The sequence below is a fragment of the Bacillus sp. MN7755 genome, assembly GCF_054771475.1.
Genome location: NZ_BTRL01000012.1, coordinates 279915 through 298374, shown reverse-complemented (window position 1 = coordinate 298374; position 18460 = coordinate 279915). Strand labels below are relative to the sequence as shown.

Sequence of the window (18460 nt, the reverse complement as noted above, 5' to 3'; positions counted from 1 at the left end):
AGCCGAGGCTCACTCCTTTTTTCTTTCAAGTATACACTTTAAATAATTGTAAATTTACGGATGTTACGGATTGGATTTTGTCTATTAGATCCATCATTGTAATATAAATGAACAGGTCCATCTTCTTTTAATGGTTTTCCTTCTTTTGAAAAACCAAGAATAGCATCTTTGACAGTTTCTAGTGGAAGCGTTATTGTATGATCTACTGTTTCAATCTCGACTTGCGTAGCGTCATCTGAAATTTCGGCGTTAGCAAGAAAAGGATGGAATGGTATACCGAACGTTCCAGTAATTAACTGTTCTTTTTTATATTTCTTTACACTTTGTTGTATCGGCGGGAAGGCAGCACCATCACGGATTTCGCGATCCCAATGTTCTGAAGTGTTTTTTAAATAAGCTTCTAGTTCTGAAGTGTTTTCTCTCGTTTCATCAAAGTAAGTTGTCAAATCTACTTTTCGATCATCAAAGATCCAAACGGTTGGATCGATAGTGATTGGAAAACGAACTTTTCCATTGATAAATAAAATTTCGCTCATTGTTGTTCCCCCATTTGTGTTATACTCCCACTTTTCAGTATAATAGTATTAGACACTATTGTCACAAAAAATGTTTCTATTGCAATTTATTAAAACTATCGCTAATATTAATAGATAGGAGAGAGTAGGACGGAAACGGAGGGAATCAATTTGGCGTCTGAGACAGTATCAAATCATCAGGAAAAGGCACTAGCCCTTCTACAAGCGGATGCGGAGAAGATTTTAAGACTTATTAAGGTGCAAATGGACCATCTTACAATGCCGCAATGTCCATTATATGAAGAAGTGTTAGACACACAAATGTTTGGACTATCCCGCGAAGTCGATTTTGCAGTTCGCCTTGGTCTTATTGCAGAAGAACAAGGGAAAGCAATGTTAGGAGAGCTTGAACGTGAGTTATCTGCACTTCATGAAGCATTTACAAACAAACAACAATAACGGGTTCAAATAAGGGGGCTCAAACTGAAAAAGTTTGGGCTTTTTATTTGTATAATAAAGCAGGAAGAATCAATGTACATATGGAATACAACAATAATTAAATTGAAACAGAGAGAGGAAATGAAATGAAAAGAGTATGGAAATCAATGGATTATTCATTATTACTTCCTCTTGTTATCTTATGTGTGTTGGGAGTTATAATGGTATATAGTTCTAGTTCCATTGTCGCGATTTCGTCGAAAAATAACTGGCCAGCAGATCACTTTTTTAAAAAACAATTAGTTGCTCTTGCTATTGGAACGGTAATACTTGTGATTGTAGTTATAATCCCTTACAAATTGTGGAGGAAAAAAATAGTTCTTGCAGCGATGGGGTTAGGAAGTATTGGTTTACTAACAGCAGCTTTCCTTTTCGGTAAGGTAATCAATGGTGCAAAAGGATGGATACTAGGTATACAGCCAGCTGAGTTTGTAAAAATAGCAGTTATTATTACGCTAGCAAGTTTTTTTGCTAAGAAACAAGAGAGGCAAACCCCTTTTTTTCAAGGGATAATACCTCCCTTATTTGTTGTCGGTGGATCGATGGTATTAATTTTATTACAAAATGACTTAGGGACTGACATATTAATAGGTGGAACAGTGTTAATTATGTTCTTCTGTTCAGGAGTTAATGTTAACTTGTGGATAAAAAGATTTTTATTAACATCTGTCGTGTGGATTCCAGCGTTGTATTTTATTGGAAACTATAAATTGAGTCAATACCAAAAAGCGCGATTTTCAGTTTTCCTTGATCCATTTAGTGATCCACAAAAGGATGGATTTCAATTAATAAATTCATTTGTTGGAATTGCCTCAGGTGGGTTAAATGGTAGAGGATTAGGAAATAGTATACAAAAGTATGGCTACTTACCAGAGCCGCAAACGGATTTTATTATGGCGATTATATCTGAAGAACTGGGTTTTATAGGTGTAGCTATCATTTTAATCTGTTTACTACTTATTATCATTCGTTCGTTTAGAGTGGCACAAAAATGTAAAGATCCATTTGGAAGTTTAATTGCAATCGGAATTGCAAGTTTAATTGGAATACAAACATTTGTTAATGTTGGTGGTATGTCCGGATTAATACCACTTACAGGAGTGCCTTTGCCGTTTATTAGTTATGGCGGTAGTTCCTTGTTAGCTAATCTAATCGCGATGGGTATATTATTAAATATTGCTAGTCATGTAAAACGACAAGAGAAACAGCAAAATGAGGAAATGAAAGAAAGAGAACAAGATGGACCACGTCTTGTAGTTGTAAAATAAAAAACACATTGTGCTTTAGAGCGCGATGTGTTTTTTATTTTTTAGAAATATTAAATATGATATATTAATTGGTATTTATAATAAAAAATATATCACATTAAATCAAATGTGATATACAATTAAGTTGTTAGAAAAGGAAGAGGTATGCTATACTATTTTTGTGAAACAAATTAATCAGAAAACTTATCATTTGTTAAAAAATAAGGTATGATGGATAAAAATAAAGTGAAGCTTTCTAAGTATAATATAATGTAGAAAGTGAAGAACTTCACGCTCTTTAGGGTGTGTATATATTTTATCTCTAGAGTGGTAGGAAAGTAGAGGGGGAAAATCATGACAAAGCTGCAACGTATTCAAAAAGTATTGGTAGCTAACCGTGGAGAGATTGCAATTCGTGTGTTTCGAGCTTGTTCGGAACTTGGATTAAAAACAGTTGCAATCTATTCTAAAGAGGATAGTGGTTCTTATCATCGTTATAAAGCCGATGAATCCTATTTAGTTGGGGAAGGGAAAAAGCCAATTGATGCTTATCTAGATATTGAGGGCATTATTGAGATTGCGAAAAGTAATCATGTAGATGCAATTCACCCTGGATATGGTTTCTTGTCAGAAAATATTCAATTCGCAAAACGTTGTGAAGAAGAAGGAATTATCTTTATAGGTCCAAAAAGTAAGCATTTAGATATGTTTGGAGATAAAGTGAAAGCAAGAACACAAGCGCAGCTAGCACAAATTCCAGTTATTCCTGGTAGTGATGGTCCAGTAGATTCGGTAGAAGAAGTTAAAGAATTTGCTGAAAAGTATGATTACCCGATTATAATTAAAGCTTCCCTTGGTGGTGGCGGCCGTGGTATGCGTATTGTACGTACTAGTGAAGAATTAAGAGAATCGTATAATCGAGCGAAGTCAGAAGCGAAAGCAGCCTTTGGTAATGATGAAGTATACGTTGAAAAATTCGTTGAAAAACCTAAACATATAGAAGTTCAAATTTTAGCAGATGAAGAGGGAAATGTTGTTCATTTATACGAGCGAGATTGTTCTGTACAACGTCGTCATCAAAAAGTTGTAGAAATAGCACCAAGTGTATCACTTTCAGATGATTTACGTCAGCGTATTTGTGATGCTGCTGTTAAGTTAACGAAAAATGTAAATTATTTAAACGCAGGAACAGTTGAATTCCTTGTGAAAGATGATAATTTCTATTTCATTGAAGTAAATCCGCGTGTTCAAGTAGAACATACAATTACAGAAATGATTACAGGAGTTGACATCGTTCAATCACAAATTTTAATAGCTGATGGACATGCATTACATAGCAAATTGGTAGGTGTTCCAAAGCAAGAGGAAGTTGTTGTACATGGATTTGCAATACAATCTCGTGTAACGACTGAGGATCCACTAAATAATTTCATGCCGGATACTGGAAAAATTATGGCATATCGATCAGGTGGTGGCTTTGGAGTTCGTCTTGATACAGGTAATAGTTTCCAAGGTGCTGTTATTACACCGTACTATGATTCTTTACTTGTAAAAGTTACAACATGGGCGCTTACTTTTGAACAAGCTGCTGCAAAAATGGAACGTAACTTAAAAGAATTCCGTATTCGTGGTATTAAAACTAATATTCCATTCCTAGAGAATGTAGTAAAACATAAAAACTTCTTATCAGGGGAATATGACACTTCATTTATTGATGCGTCACCTGAATTATTCTTGTTCCCGAAACGTAAAGACCGCGGAACGAAAATGTTAAATTACATCGGGACAGTAACAGTAAATGGCTTCCCAGGAGTAGGGAAAAAAGAGAAACCAATTTTCCCGGATGCTCGTATACCGAATGTATTACACTCAGAGCCGATCCAAAATGGAACGAAACAAATTTTGGATGAGCGTGGAGCAGACGGATTAGTAAAATGGGTACAAGATCAAAAACGTGTACTTTTAACGGATACAACATTCCGGGATGCGCATCAGTCATTACTTGCAACGCGTATTCGTACAAAAGATTTACATCAAATTGCAGAGCCGACAGCGAGAATGTTACCGAATTTATTCTCAGCGGAAATGTGGGGCGGTGCAACGTTTGATGTTGCATATCGTTTCTTAAAAGAAGATCCATGGGAACGATTACTAGATCTTCGTGAAAAAATGCCAAATGTTTTATTCCAAATGTTACTTCGTTCTTCAAACGCAGTTGGTTACAAAAACTATCCGGATAATTTAATTCAAAAGTTTGTGGAGTGTTCTGCTCAAGCTGGAATTGATGTGTTCCGTATTTTTGATAGCTTAAACTGGGTAGAAGGTATGAGAGTTGCAATTGATGCTGTACGAGATACTGGTAAAATTGCAGAAGCAACGATGTGCTACACAGGGGATATTCATGATCCGTTACGTAGTAAATATGATTTAAATTACTATAAAAATTTAGCAAAAGAATTAGAAGCATCAGGAGCTCACATTTTAGGTATTAAAGATATGGCGGGCTTACTAAAACCAAACGCAGCATATGATTTAGTTTCAGCATTAAAAGAGACGGTATCGATTCCGATTCACCTGCACACACACGATACGAGTGGAAATGGTATATTAACGTATACGAAAGCAATTGAAGCAGGTGTTGACATTGTCGATGTAGCAGTAAGTTCTATGGCTGGGCAAACGTCACAGCCAAGTGCGAACACGCTATACTATGCGTTAGGTGGAAACGAAAGACAGCCAGATGTTAATATAGATTCATTAGAAAAACTATCTCATTACTGGGAAGATGTACGTAAATACTACGCACCGTTTGAAAGTGGTATGAATGCTCCTCATACAGAGGTATATATGCACGAAATGCCAGGCGGACAGTATAGTAATTTACAACAACAAGCGAAAGCGGTTGGCTTAGGAGATCGATTCGATGAAGTGAAAGTAATGTACCGCCGTGTGAATGACATGTTTGGTGATATTGTTAAAGTAACGCCATCATCTAAAGTTGTCGGTGATATGGCATTATTTATGGTTCAAAATCACTTAACAGAACAAGATGTTTTAGAGCGTGGGCATTCTATGGACTTCCCAGGGTCTGTCGTTGAAATGTTCTCAGGAGATTTGGGGCAGCCATACGGTGGTTTCCCGAAAAAGTTACAAGAAATTATTTTAAAAGGGAAAGAACCATTAACAGTAAGACCAGGTGAATTATTAGAGCCAGTAGATTTGGATGCGTTAAAAGAAGAGCTATTCCATAAACTTGGGCGCGAAGTGACGATTTTTGATGTCGTTGCATATGCATTATATCCAAAAGTATTTATGGATTACGAAAAAGTTGCTGAGCTTTATGGAAGTGTATCTGTGCTTGATACACCGACATTCTTCTATGGTATGAGACTTGGTGAAGAAATCGATGTGGAAATTGAGCAAGGTAAAACATTGATGGTTAAACTAGTGTCAATCGGAGAGCCTCAGGCAGATGGAAATCGTATTCTTTACTTGGAGTTTAATGGTCAACCACGTGAGATTGTTGTGAAAGACGAAAGTGTGAAAGCAACAGTTGCACAACGTGTGAAAGGAAACCGTGAAAATCCAAACCACATTAGTGCAACAATGCCAGGAACGGTTATTAAAGTCGTTGTAAAAGAAGGCGATGAAGTGAAAAAAGGCGATTCTATGGCAATTACTGAAGCGATGAAAATGGAAACGACAGTTCAAGCGCCGTTCAATGGTAAAGTGAAAAAAGTATATGTTAACGATGGAGATGCAATTCAAACGGGTGACTTACTCATTGAATTAGATCACTAAAATAGAAAAGAGCTGTGGAAATGCAGCTCTTTTTCTTTATTGTAAAAAAATACCTTGCCAATTCGGCAAGGTATTTTAATTTATTTTGTTTGTTTAGAAGTTGATTCAGCTTCTTTTGCATTCACTTTACTTCTTGTTCCTAACATAACTAAATAGCATAGTACAGCAAACAAGCAAGAAATGAATAGGGAATGTAATAATGCCATTGCTAAACTAGCATTTGTAAATACGACTAAAATTCCTACTATGGCTTGAAGTGTAACAAGGATAAATGAAATGATCCATCCCCAGTATACGACAGGCTGCTGCTTGTAATGGCGAATAGCGAGAATCATCGCGTATAGTATCCAAACAAAGATTAACATGGCTGCCAATCTATGTCCCATTTGAACCCACTCATGTAGTTGAGTCGGCATAGGTCTATTTTTGCTACATAAAGGGAAGTCTGGACAGGCTAAGCTAGCTCGTTCGTGACGTACTAAAGCTCCTGTGTAGACAACGAGATAACAGTAAATTGTTACACCATAAATATGAAATTTCATTTTTTTGTCCATAATAAGTGAACGTGCATCAAATTTCTGGTCAATTTCAAAGATGAGACACGTTAATAAAATGACAGAAGCAAATGAAATTAAGGAAATACCAAAATGGATAGCAAGTACAGCTGGCATTTGCCCCCAGACAACTGCAGCGGCTCCCATTAATGCTTGTGCAACTAAAAATACGAAGGATAAAATTGCTAACGTTTTTGTTTCGCGCACATGTTTATAATATTTCCAGGACAAAATACAAAGGAGAGTGACAAGAATTCCTGCTGATCCTGATGTAAGGCGGTGACTTAGTTCAATAATAGTTTCCATTGATAAATTAGATGGAACAAATTCACCGTTACAAAGTGGCCATGATTTACCGCAGCCTTGGCCGGAACCTGTTTTTGTAACTAAAGCGCCTCCTAATAAAACTATTAATAAATCAAGACTTGTAATGACTGCTAACCATTTAATAAAGCGTTGCAATCTCTTTCACCATCTTTCTGCTATGAAGTTATTGCGAAATATTTTCATTCCATTATGTATAGAATAAAACGCGCTAGTTCCTATGATATATAAAAAATAATAAAATAGCAAAGAAATGGCGGGGGTAGACAGGGGAGAGAAAATCGGTGTGGAAATAGAATGTATAAGGGGATTTTTGGTTGAAAAACAGGCTATTTTGAAAAGAAATGGGGAGAATACGTGTTAAATATGACAAAAAAGTTTATTATAGAAGGTAACATCATGTTATGATAAGGGTAAGTCAGAATTCAGTTTTTTATATTCGACACAAAAAGTTCATGTTTTCTTCACAAAATGTTCGGGAAATATGATTTAATATATTGGAGTATGGGCGTAGATTAGTAGTAGAATGGGTTAACAATATTTCTACTGTAATAATATTGCTATATAAAAGCGAATTATTTCATTCGAAATAGACGCAAAAAAGAAAGATGAAAGTTTTAAGAGGGGGTTAAAGTGATGAACCATGCAACAACTGAGCTGCATGATGAGTCTGCTGTTACAAGCGTACCGGAAACAACTCGGCTACAAGATTTAAAAGCACTCGTTAAAATGGGGATTGTAAACTCAAATACACTTACTGTATTTACAGGATTTTGGTTGGCGTTACACTTTAATGGATTAAGTGTAATGGATAATCTGGATAAGCTATTTTTTACAATCGTTGGTTCTGGATTAGTTATGGCAGGGGTATGTTGTTTAAACAACTACATTGATCGAGACATCGATCCATTAATGGAAAGAACAAAGACCCGTCCAACGGTTACTGGAAAGTATAAACCAGGATTTGCACTTACATTTGGATTAGTTATATTACTTCTTGGGTTTGTATTTTTATTATTAACAACACCAATGGCAGTGTTAATGGGATTTATTGGTGCTTTCACATATGTTGTTCTATATACTTTATGGACAAAGAGAAAGTATACACTAAATACTGTTGTAGGTAGTATATCTGGGGCAGTTCCACCTTTAATTGGATGGGCAGCAATCGATCCATCTTTAGGCCATCCAATTGCTTGGATGCTATTTTTAATTATGTTTATTTGGCAAATCCCACATTTCCTTGCATTAGCGATGAAACGTGTTGATGAATATCGAAATGCAGGAATTCCAATGCTTCCTGTAGTTCATGGATTTGAAATTACGAAACGCCAAATTATGATTTGGACAGTATGTTTATTACCACTACCATTTTATATGAGTGGACTAGGGATAACATTTATGGTAATTGCAACATTGCTTAACATCGGTTGGATCGTTTTAGGATTTTATGGCTTCCGTAAGCAAGATGACATCAAATGGTCTGTACAAATGTTTGTTTATTCCCTAAATTATTTAACAATCTTATTTGTATTAATGATTGTAGTTACATTCTTCTAAGACAACGACATAATTGGATTTCTTTACGTTGAGATTTACTTTACTTAACTATAAAGTACAATCTAATTCACAAGGAAAGTGGGGGTTGTTTGTATGAAGAAACAGTGGCGACTGCTTTCGTTCGTTTCACTGCTGGCTTTACTGTTAGGGGGATGCGGTAAAGCCTTTCAATCTACTTTAATTCCGCAAGGAGAAGTAGCAAAAATGCAATATGATTTGCTCTTATTAGCGAGTGCAATCATGGTAGGAGTAGTACTAGTAGTTACTATTATTTTCTTGTATGTAATTGTGCGTTTCCGACAAAAGAAAGGTCAGGAAGATTATATTCCAGAGCAAGTTGAAGGGAATCACAAGCTAGAAATTATATGGACAGTTATTCCGATTATTCTTTTACTAATCTTAGCTGTTCCGACGGTTACATATACATTCAAACTTGCTGATGTAAGTGCGATGGAGAAAAAGAATATTGATAAAGATACTATCGTTGTTGATGTAACAGCGAATCTTTATTGGTGGGAATTTTCTTATAAATCAGAAAAAATAGTAACTTCTCAAGATTTAGTCATCCCCACAGGTAAGAAAGTGTATTTGAATTTGAAGGGTGCCGATATTAAACACTCATTTTGGGTTCCGTCTTTAGCTGGAAAAATGGATACAAATACAGACAATGTGAACAAAATGTGGTTAAAGGCAGATAAATCGGGCACTTATAATGGTTTTTGTACAGAATTTTGCGGCCCATCACATTCTTTAATGCAATTCAAAGTGAAAGCTTTAGATGAAAGCGAGTACAAAAAGTGGCTTGCTGATATGAAGAAGATTGATGGGAAGAAAGAAGTAGCTTCAACAAAGGCGCAAGAGGGCCAAGAAATATTTAATAAAAGCTGTATTGGTTGTCACGCAGTTGGATCTAATGATAGTAGACCACCTTCCGCTCGTATCGCACCAAACTTAGCAAACTTTGCGGATCGCGATACAGTTGCCGGCATTGCCGAAAACAATGAAGAAAACTTAAAAAAATGGCTGAAAGATCCTGAAAATATGAAACCAGGAAATAAAATGACTGGTAAATATGGCAACTTAACGGATGATCAAATTGATGCATTAAATGCATACTTACAAACGTTAAAAGTTGAAAAGTAAAGAGGGATTATTCGCGAAGGGGAGGTTGAAAACGTGAGTTCTGTAGCAAAAAAACAGGGGATGGGTGCTGTCATATGGGATTATTTAACGACAGTAGACCATAAAAAGATTGCCATTCTCTATTTAATTGCAGGTGGATTGTTTTTTATAATAGGCGGAATAGAAGCTTTATTTATTCGCCTTCAATTAGCGATTCCTAACAACGCTTTTCTTGTTGGGGATGCTTATAATCAAGTATTAACCATGCACGGTACAACAATGATTTTCCTCGCAGCTATGCCACTCGTGTTTGCATTTATGAACGCCGCTGTACCACTTCAAATTGGTGCACGTGATGTAGCGTTCCCGTTTTTGAATTCACTCGGATTTTGGTTATTTTTCTTTGGTGGAGTATTTTTAAATTTAAGTTGGTTTTTAGGTGGAGCACCTGATGCAGGATGGACATCTTATGCATCTTTAGCTTTAGCCTCTAAAGGCCATGGTGTTGATTTTTATGTACTCGGCTTGCAAATCTCCGGTATAGGTACATTAATTGGAGGTATTAACTTCCTTGTAACCATTATTAATATGCGTGCGCCAGGGATGACATATATGCGTATGCCGATGTTTACATGGACGACATTTGTAACATCTTCACTAATATTATTCGCTTTTCCGCCGTTAACTGTAGGATTAGGACTTTTAATGTTAGATCGTTTATTTGGAACAAGTTTCTTTAATCCAGCACTGGGCGGGAATACAATTATATGGGAGCATTTATTCTGGATTTTCGGTCATCCAGAAGTATACATTCTTATACTCCCAGCTTTCGGAATATTCTCAGAAATCTTTGCCACATTTTCGAAAAAACGATTATTTGGTTATTCGTCAATGGTGTTTGCGACAGTATTAATTGGATTCTTAGGATTTATGGTATGGGCGCATCATATGTTTACTGTTGGGCTGGGTCCAGTTGCGAATGCTATTTTCTCAGTTGCAACAATGGCGATTGCGGTTCCGACCGGTATTAAAATATTCAACTGGCTCTTTACAATGTGGGGCGGAAGTATACGTTTTACGACACCGATGATGTGGGCAGTAGCTTTCATTCCATCATTCGTAATGGGGGGAGTTACAGGTGTTATGCTAGCATCTGCACCAGCTGATTATCAATTTCATGATAACTATTTCGTAGTAGCTCATTTTCATTATGTAATCGTCGGCGGTGTTGTATTTGGTTTACTTGCAGGAGCTCATTATTATTGGCCACTCATGTTTAATAAAGTATTAAATGAAACGTTAGGAAAGATAACATTTTGGCTATTCTTTATCGGTTTCCATTTAACGTTCTTCATTCAGCATTTCCTTGGGTTGATCGGTATGCCGCGTCGTTACTACACATACCTTGAAGGTCAAGGGTTGGAAATGGGGAATATGATTAGTTCTATTGGAGCGGTGTTTATGGCTCTTGGAACGATTGTTCTTCTATTCAATGTAATTAAAACAACAGTATCAAAAGAAAAGGCTGGTCGTGATCCATGGGATGCACGAACGTTAGAATGGACGATGCCAGCACCTACACCAGAATATAACTTTAAACAATTACCATTTGTTCGCGGGTTAGATCCGTTTTGGATTGAAAAACGTGAAGGAAATAAAGAGATGACAGCGGCGGAACCAGTTGGTGATATTCATATGCCAAATCCATCATTTTCACCATTTATCATTTCTTTAGGATTGTTTATAGCGGCATTCGGTGCAATGTATATGCAGGGTGGAAAAGATAAGTTTTGGTTATTAGTAGCAATTATTGGTTTAATTATCACATTTGGCGCAATGTTCCTACGTTCAGTAATCGATGATCATGGATATCATATTCATAAGGAAGATTTAGAAGATAAGGGGGGCAAGGCATAATGCATGTAGATGAAAAATTAACGAATGAAACATTTCCAGCAGAGCCTGAAAAAGCAACCCTTGAGGGAAAAAATAAGTTTGTCGGTTTTTGGTTATTTCTTGGAGGCGAAACAGTATTGTTCGCTTCCTTATTTGGCACATATTTAGCGTTAAAGAATTCTACAAATGGTGGACCAACATCTCAAGAGATGTTCCAAATGCCACTTGTTTTCATTATGACGATGCTTTTATTAACGAGTAGCTTAACGAGCGTATATGCGATGTATCATATGAAAAACTTTAACTTTAAGAAAATGCAACTTTGGCTGTTAGTAACAGTGTTGCTAGGTTTAGGGTTTTTAGGGTTTGAGATATATGAGTTTTATCATTATACGCATGAATTTAAGCATACTATGAGAAGTAGTGCGTTTGGTTCCGCGTTTTATGCTCTTGTTGGTACACATGGACTCCACGTATTGTTTGGGTTGTGTTGGATTTTAACATTAATCTTTAGAAATGCGAAGAGGGGTCTAAATTTATACAATGCACCGAAGTTTTATGTTGCATCGATTTATTGGCACTTTATTGACGTAGTTTGGGTGTTTATTTTCACTGTAGTATATTTAATGGGAATGGTGGGATAAACAAATGGCGATAAAGCAAACGAATAATCCTAAAGTTGATCTTGTTTATCGGAAGAGGAAAAGTGCAGAGGAAATGAAGCATCAAGTTATTACATTTGCATTAATGATTTTTTTAACATTAGTTGCGTTTGTAGCAGTAGCATATCCGAAAACGTTTAGTCCGACTTTCTCAGTACCATTTATTTTACTATTAGCAGTGGTACAAGTAATTTTTCAATTGTATTATTTTATGCATATGAGTCATAAAGGACATGAAGCGGCAAGTTTCTTTCTTTATTCTGGTCTGTTAATCGGGTTAATTACAATTTTAGCTTTTATGACAATTGTGTGGATTTGAAAAGTGAAGAATAAGGGAGCTTGTGTTGTCACAGCTCCCTCTTCATATTATGTGAAAGGATAACCTTAAGAAGGTAGGTGTGACAATGAGTAACTTGTGGATATTTGGTTTTCAAGCTCTATGGAGTCCAATCTTTTTATTATTTATGCTTTCGATCCTTATTGGGTACTTTTTAATTATTGGGCCATATAGAATGCGATTTGAACAAGCGACGAAGGTAAGTAAGAAGCAAGTTTTCTATTTTACGACCGGTATTGTTCTTTTGTATTTTGTAAAGGGAGGGCCTATTGATTTAATTGGTCATATTATATTTAGTGCACATATGTTTGAAATGGCAGTTATGTATATTGCAGTTCCGCCGTTATTGTTGCTTGGTATACCAGTTTGGTTATATCGTTATATTACTTCCTTTAAGTTCGTTCAAATTATATTAAAGGTATTTGCTAAGCCACTTATTGCATTGTTTGTATTTAATGGCCTGTTTTCTTTTTATCATTTACCAGTTGTTTTTGATACAGTAAAACAAAGTCAAATTGCTCATCCTATTTGTCTAGCTATATTGTTCTTTACGGCGATCATGATGTGGTGGCCGATGCTAAATCCATTACCAGAATATCAAACGTTAAGTGATATAAAGAAACTTGGTTATATGTTTGCTAATGGTATATTATTAACGCCAGCTTGCGCGTTAATCATTTTTGCGACTGCACCGTTGTTTGCAACATATACGGATCCGGCTGCTTGGATGAAGGCGATGGAATTATGTGTACCAGCAGGAACTTTATCAGATTTAAATATAACTGGACCAGAATTTTTACACTGGATGCCAGTTGTACAAGATCAACAAACAGGCGGCATCATCATGAAAATTGTCCAGGAAATAGTGTATGGTACAATTATCGGCTATGTATTCTTTCGATGGGCGCGTCGAGAGCGTGAAAAGGATAAAGAGCAGTTGCAGCAATTACCGCCGTATTTACAAACGAAATAAAAGTGAGTGCATCAATATGATGCACTCACTTTTATTTTATTCAATGATTTGGAATTCTTTTAACTCTTTTTCGATATTTTGTAGGAGCTGTTCACTTTTTTGAAGTACATTCGTTGGGAAAGTTTCGCCATCACCATATTCAACGCCGTGAGGATAATAATGTTTACCTAATAAGGGAGGAAGTAGCTTTATTTCAGCGTGTCTACTACCAATGTCACCTTCAACAGCTAAACCTTGTACACGCAAATAATAAACATCATTTAATATTTCAAATTTATAATCGTATGTAACTCGTTCATAATCCCACTGTCCAGCAAGTACAAAATGGTTCTTTTCCATAATCTCTGTTAATAGTGTTAAATCAACGACTGCCCCATTAAATTTCGTATTTGTAAATTGCATATAATACCTCCTCTTTTAATGTTACATCATTATTTTTATAATAGTATGAATAATAAGAAAGTGCAATTCATATTGAGAGAAAAGGGATAATCCAGACTTTTTTTGCGAAAATATGATATAGTGAAAAGAGTACGGTACACACAAAAAAGGAAAGAAAAGGATTTGTGTATATCTCAATTTTATGTTTTGTGCAGGAGGTATATCGATTGAAGAAATTATTGCGTATCGTAATGATTACATTTTTAATTTTAGCTGTTGATTTATACGGGAAATTACTCGTTTCACAATATATATTAACCCCATCTCAATTAAAGCAAGAAAATAAAATTGTGAAAAAGAAAAAACAAGTAAATGAAGACTCTTCCGATACTGTTTTAAATATGATTGGTGGGGACTCTGAAAATTTATTAGCAAAATGGGGCGAACCTTCTCGAATAGAGCCATCTGCTTACGGATATGAATGGTGGGTATACAGTCAAGATTTAGCTCAGTATGTTCAATTTGGGGTTGCTGAACGTAAAGTTGTAACGGCGTATGTTGCTGGTGAGCAAGTTAAGGTGCCGCCTTATTATATAAATGAAAAGTATGAAGACGTGTATAAAAAGAATCCACTCTCTCATGAGATTTCGTTAAAAAGAGGGAAAAATAGTTATCAATTTGAGTTATCTGATACCGAAGTGATGGAACAACCATTAATACCTGTAGAAGATGGCTGGGCACAATTATATTTTGATCATTTTACACATGAGCTTGTTGGTGTTCGTTATATGGATGACGAAACATTATTACGTCAAAGACCGTATCAGCTTGTTTATTCAGGTGAATTACTAGCAGAGCAACCATTGACTCCAGATAAACTGAAACAAATAGAGAATGGGAATATGCAACAAATTTTTGATTTAACAAATATTATTCGAAGCCGTCATAAGTTACCGTTGTTAGCTTGGGATCAACAAACAGCAGATGTGGCAATTGGTCATAGTAAAGATATGAAGGATAATAATTACTTTTCACATGATTCACCTACATTAGGTACGTTAGGAGATCGTTTGCAGCGCGGGAAAGTAGGATTTCAACTTGCTGGTGAGAACATAGCGGCGCAACATAGTGATGGAATTGCGGCGTTGCAAGGTTGGTTAAATAGTGAGGGACATAGAAAGAATTTATTGAATGAACAATTTACAGGATTAGGTGTTGGTGTATACGATAAGTTTTATACACAAAACTTTATTCGGAAGTAAAGTGAAATTGTAAGTTGTGGCTGGGACACCTCCCGGATAATTACTTTGTATTCAATGAATTGTAGGTGCGAAACTTATCCTATGCAAATAGAAGAATAAAAAGGTGCATGAATCGTCTAAAAATAGGCGAACCATGCGCCTTTTTTTTCTTACTATATAGTAGATATACATGAAGAGGTGAGGATTATGCCAACAACAAAAGGACCGTTACATCCATCGGTTCAACAGTTTAAAGAGTTTGTAAACCATCACCCTAAAATGGTTCATGAAGTTAGAAGTGGTCACAAAACTTGGCAACAGTTTTATGAGGAATGGTACTTACTTGGTGAAGAAGATCCGATATGGGCAACTTTTAGACCTGATGGAGCCCCTGCTTTTTCTTCGGTAAAAGAAAATAAAAAAGAAAAAGAAAAAGAAAAAGAAAAAGATAATCGAACTGAAGAGGAAAAAACTGCTGATGTGATGGGACAAATGCTTTCTTTCTTTAAAAAGCTAGATGTAGAACAAATGCAACACCATTTAGCCAATGTAACGAGTGCTATTGGTAGTGTGCAACAAGTTTTTCAACAATTTCAAGGAAAGCGCACACAGCAAGAAAAAAGTACTTCCGAAAATAATCCATTTTTCTTTCAGAAGGATTAGGGGGAAAGCGGATGAGAGCAGAAATTATGGAGTTTATAAAGGCTGATGAGGATTTATCTCGCTATATTAGGGAGCAACCGTACTGGTATAGAAAACTAACGCGAAACCCTGAAGAAAAAGAGGCATTTGAGTTAGCGGCCATGCAACATTTCAAAAAAACGATACCAGATAAAGTTGAGAAATTTCAAAATCAATTGGCAGTTGCTTCCATTATGATCGATATGTTTCAGTATATGAAGCAGCAAAATACAACATAATTGGAAGGGAAAACTATGTCCGTCATGCAGAACTTTTGATACAATAGAAGCGGATTATTTAAAAAGGAGTTGCAGCATGAGCATGACGGAAATTTGTTTAGTACGACATGGGCAAACTGATTGGAATTTTCAAGAGATTATTCAGGGACGTGAAGATATTCCACTTAATGAAGTAGGGAAGAAGCAAGCGAGCCAAAGTGCGGCTGCTTTGCAAGCAGAGGCATGGGATATAATTATAAGTAGCCCATTAATTAGAGCGCAAGAAACAGCTAAGGAAATTGCAGGGGCTACTGGGTTACAATCGATTTTATTAGATGAGCGATTTGTTGAACGTAATTTTGGTGAAGCTTCTGGGAAGCCGGTTGCGACTGTTAGGGAATTAATTGCAGAAGGTAAAGTAGAAGGTATGGAGCAAGATGAAGAGATTGTAGCTCGTTGTTTTGCTGCGGTAAAAGATGTTGCAGAAACTCATTCTGGCAAACGTATTATCATTGTAGCCCATTCACATGCGATAAAAGCAATTTTACATGCAATTGCACCAGAAGATATTACGTTTAAAACACCGTTAAAAAACGCATGTATTAGTTATGTGAACGAAAATAGTGGGAAATGGGATGTTCTTAAATATAATATTGCGGAACATATTAACGTATAAGTGTGTGCTGACATTATATAAAAAATAGTTAGAATGATATCTTTCTATTTAGTGAGACACTTCAATTAGTAGTTCTATTCTAAATGTGGTATGATGAATACTCGGAGGTGTCTCTCATGATTGTAGCGACGCTAGAAAGCGTATTAATATTAGATAAGGCAGAGCAGCTTGCAAAAGCGATCATCTGTTCAGATATAGCAGAAGATTATCGTAAGTGTTATAAAGAATTGCATGAAGATATGGAAGTTCAGACGTTAATTCAGCAATTTACAGCGATGAAAGAACGATATGAAGAAGTGCAACGTTTCGGTAAATACCATCCTGACTATACTTTTGTTTCGACGAAAATGAGGGAGTTAAAGCGTTCTGTAGACTTACATGATAAGATTGCAGCTTTTAAACGAGTAGAAACGGCTTTGCAAAAGTTGTTAGATGAAGTTAGTGTAGCAATCGGTTCTGAGGTGTCTTCTTCCATCAAAGTTCCAACAGGAAATCCATTTTTTGATGCTGGTGGCTGTGGTGGCGGTTGTGGTACCGGCGGAGGTTGCGGCTGTAAAAAAACGGGGTAATTTACCCCGTTTTTTAGAAGATAGAAGAAAACGTATACAGAGTTTGTCCTGTAATGTCATAAATCTCTGATTGGTTTTCATAAAATATAAAATATATGTTTTTAAAAGGAGAAGATGGAGAAGATTATGTTCGGGCAACGACAAAGTATGATTGTTTATTTACATTCATTGAAACATGCCAAGATTTTAAGGAAATATGGTAACATACATTACATATCAAAACGCTTAAAATACGCAGTAGTATATTGTGATATGGAACAAATTGAGCATATGATGCAAAAGTTGAATAAACTTCCTTTTGTGAAAAAGATAGAACAGTCGTACCGCCCGTATTTAAAAACGGAATTTGAAAATTCACGTCCTGATCGGGCAAAGGAATACGATTATAGCTAATAGAAAAAATCCCCTGCTAATTTTAGTGGGGGATTTTTCACTTGAAATAACACTTTATTTCATTGGAGGAATGAAATTATTCATTCGTAAAATACCAATTAAATGGTTGAAAAACAGTTCTTTTTCTGGGAAAGTTGTGGATGGTTTTACCGTAAAGGTAGTTACTTTTTTCCCTAGTTGTTCTGCCGTTTCTTCAAATAAAATGACGCGTTTACTTTTTTTATTTTCAAGTACAGGAATGCCTTCACGACATATGTATAATGGTTGGAAATCACCAGTAGTAGTTGGTTTTAATATTACAACAAGTGAGCACACTTTTTTTTCATTTTTAATCGTTTCAAATTGTAACATATGTGCTATACGTTCTTGATTTGCTTTGGCAATTTCAAGTAATTCATATAAATCAGAGTAGCCTTCTCCGAGTTCTATAAAGCGTTGAATCATATTTTTTCCTCCTCTTTCTTTTACTGTATCATCTCGCTTTTTAAATGAAAAGTAGACAAATAAAAAAAACCCTGCAAAGCAGGGCCCTTCTTATACTAGCATGTACTAGTAAGAAGGCAAAGGGAGAGGAGAAACCGGAGGAAGAACTTATGGGGAAACGTAAGTCTTCTCCGCGGTTGGCAACAACATCGAAGGTGATGTTGTTATAATTATTTATGTCCAATCTAAATGAAGATATACATCATCAAATTAAATTTTATGTTGGGCTTTTTATTTTTCTTTTTTTTATTTTATGATAGGATAAAAAAGGTAAAGTGAAACTTTAATCGACGGGGTATTCCTTGCTGATTATTAGCCTTCACCAATTG

General features: G+C 35.9%; 19 protein-coding genes. 15 read left to right on the top strand and 4 right to left on the bottom strand.

Annotated features, from left to right (window positions below; all coding sequences use genetic code 11):
- Positions 1-38 precede the first annotated feature (38 nt).
- Positions 39-536, bottom strand: coding sequence for a molybdopterin-binding protein (locus ACYVEC_RS13580; protein WP_063223162.1), 498 nt, complete (start codon positions 534-536; stop codon positions 39-41).
- A 150-nt stretch (positions 537-686) separates the two neighbouring features.
- Between ACYVEC_RS13580 and ACYVEC_RS13575 the strand changes: the two genes are divergently transcribed.
- The 3 genes from ACYVEC_RS13575 to pyc all read left to right on the top strand — a co-directional run bounded on the left by ACYVEC_RS13575 (position 687) and on the right by pyc (position 6061).
- A complete protein-coding gene (locus ACYVEC_RS13575; protein WP_000135695.1) occupies positions 687-974 on the top strand; it encodes an Fpa/YlaN family protein in 288 nt (95 codons plus the stop codon).
- Positions 975-1099: 125 nt separating this feature from the next.
- A complete protein-coding gene (ftsW, locus tag ACYVEC_RS13570; protein ID WP_063223163.1) occupies positions 1100-2281 on the top strand; it encodes a putative lipid II flippase FtsW in 1182 nt (393 codons plus the stop codon).
- A 333-nt stretch (positions 2282-2614) separates the two neighbouring features.
- Entirely contained in the window at positions 2615-6061 is a 3447-nt protein-coding gene (gene pyc, locus ACYVEC_RS13565) for a pyruvate carboxylase (RefSeq protein WP_063223164.1), read from the top strand.
- An 80-nt stretch (positions 6062-6141) separates the two neighbouring features.
- Here the strand turns inward: pyc and ctaA are convergent, their stop codons facing one another.
- Positions 6142-7077, bottom strand: a complete 936-nt coding sequence (gene ctaA, locus ACYVEC_RS13560) for a heme A synthase (RefSeq protein WP_063221194.1) — start codon at positions 7075-7077, stop codon at positions 6142-6144.
- A 498-nt stretch (positions 7078-7575) separates the two neighbouring features.
- Here ctaA and ctaB point away from each other — a divergent pair, with 498 nt between their 5' ends.
- The 6 genes from ctaB to ctaG all read left to right on the top strand — a co-directional run bounded on the left by ctaB (position 7576) and on the right by ctaG (position 13489).
- A complete protein-coding gene (gene ctaB, locus ACYVEC_RS13555) occupies positions 7576-8499 on the top strand; it encodes a protoheme IX farnesyltransferase (RefSeq protein ID WP_063221193.1) in 924 nt (307 codons plus the stop codon).
- Positions 8500-8592: 93 nt separating this feature from the next.
- On the top strand, positions 8593-9642 hold the full coding sequence (gene coxB / locus ACYVEC_RS13550; protein WP_000745271.1) for a cytochrome c oxidase subunit II: 1050 nt from the start codon (positions 8593-8595) through the stop codon (positions 9640-9642).
- A 60-nt stretch (positions 9643-9702) separates the two neighbouring features.
- Positions 9703-11538 (top strand): cytochrome c oxidase subunit I, encoded by a 1836-nt coding sequence (gene ctaD / locus ACYVEC_RS13545; RefSeq protein ID WP_179958627.1) that lies wholly within the window; start codon positions 9703-9705, stop codon positions 11536-11538.
- Positions 11538-12161 (top strand): cytochrome c oxidase subunit III, encoded by a 624-nt coding sequence (gene ctaE / locus ACYVEC_RS13540; protein WP_000557861.1) that lies wholly within the window; start codon positions 11538-11540, stop codon positions 12159-12161. The genes ctaD and ctaE overlap by 1 nt, the downstream gene beginning before the upstream one ends.
- A gap of 4 nt (positions 12162-12165) precedes the next feature.
- On the top strand, positions 12166-12498 hold the full coding sequence (gene ctaF, locus ACYVEC_RS13535) for a cytochrome c oxidase subunit IVB (RefSeq protein WP_000985703.1): 333 nt from the start codon (positions 12166-12168) through the stop codon (positions 12496-12498).
- 85 nt (positions 12499-12583) lie between these two features.
- Positions 12584-13489 carry a cytochrome c oxidase assembly factor CtaG gene (ctaG, locus tag ACYVEC_RS13530; RefSeq protein WP_063221191.1) on the top strand — a complete coding sequence of 302 codons (906 nt, stop codon included), beginning with the start codon at positions 12584-12586 and terminating at the stop codon, positions 13487-13489.
- A 36-nt stretch (positions 13490-13525) separates the two neighbouring features.
- Here ctaG and ACYVEC_RS13525 read toward each other — a convergent pair whose 3' ends face one another.
- Positions 13526-13891 (bottom strand): YugN family protein, encoded by a 366-nt coding sequence (locus ACYVEC_RS13525; RefSeq protein ID WP_063221190.1) that lies wholly within the window; start codon positions 13889-13891, stop codon positions 13526-13528.
- A 206-nt stretch (positions 13892-14097) separates the two neighbouring features.
- Between ACYVEC_RS13525 and ACYVEC_RS13520 the strand changes: the two genes are divergently transcribed.
- The 6 genes from ACYVEC_RS13520 (at position 14098) to ACYVEC_RS13495 (ending at position 17648) form a co-directional block, all read left to right on the top strand.
- The gene (locus ACYVEC_RS13520; RefSeq protein ID WP_063221189.1) at positions 14098-15132 is read left to right on the top strand and encodes a CAP domain-containing protein; all 1035 of its coding nucleotides are present in this window, start codon (positions 14098-14100) and stop codon (positions 15130-15132) included.
- Positions 15133-15318: 186 nt separating this feature from the next.
- A complete protein-coding gene (gene ylbD / locus ACYVEC_RS13515) occupies positions 15319-15774 on the top strand; it encodes a YlbD family protein (RefSeq protein WP_275718957.1) in 456 nt (151 codons plus the stop codon).
- An 11-nt stretch (positions 15775-15785) separates the two neighbouring features.
- Complete coding sequence (locus ACYVEC_RS13510; protein ID WP_001200991.1) at positions 15786-16031, top strand: YlbE-like family protein; 246 nt, start codon at positions 15786-15788, stop codon at positions 16029-16031.
- 82 nt (positions 16032-16113) lie between these two features.
- The gene (locus ACYVEC_RS13505; protein ID WP_060633175.1) at positions 16114-16686 is read left to right on the top strand and encodes a histidine phosphatase family protein; all 573 of its coding nucleotides are present in this window, start codon (positions 16114-16116) and stop codon (positions 16684-16686) included.
- 116 nt (positions 16687-16802) lie between these two features.
- On the top strand, positions 16803-17255 hold the full coding sequence (locus ACYVEC_RS13500; RefSeq protein WP_000634353.1) for a YlbF/YmcA family competence regulator: 453 nt from the start codon (positions 16803-16805) through the stop codon (positions 17253-17255).
- A gap of 126 nt (positions 17256-17381) precedes the next feature.
- Complete coding sequence (locus ACYVEC_RS13495) at positions 17382-17648, top strand: YlbG family protein (RefSeq protein WP_002080814.1); 267 nt, start codon at positions 17382-17384, stop codon at positions 17646-17648.
- Between the two features lie 54 nt (positions 17649-17702).
- Here the strand turns inward: ACYVEC_RS13495 and ACYVEC_RS13490 are convergent, their stop codons facing one another.
- The gene (locus ACYVEC_RS13490; RefSeq protein ID WP_001972633.1) at positions 17703-18092 is read right to left on the bottom strand and encodes a DUF7147 family protein; all 390 of its coding nucleotides are present in this window, start codon (positions 18090-18092) and stop codon (positions 17703-17705) included.
- Positions 18093-18460 lie beyond the last annotated feature (368 nt).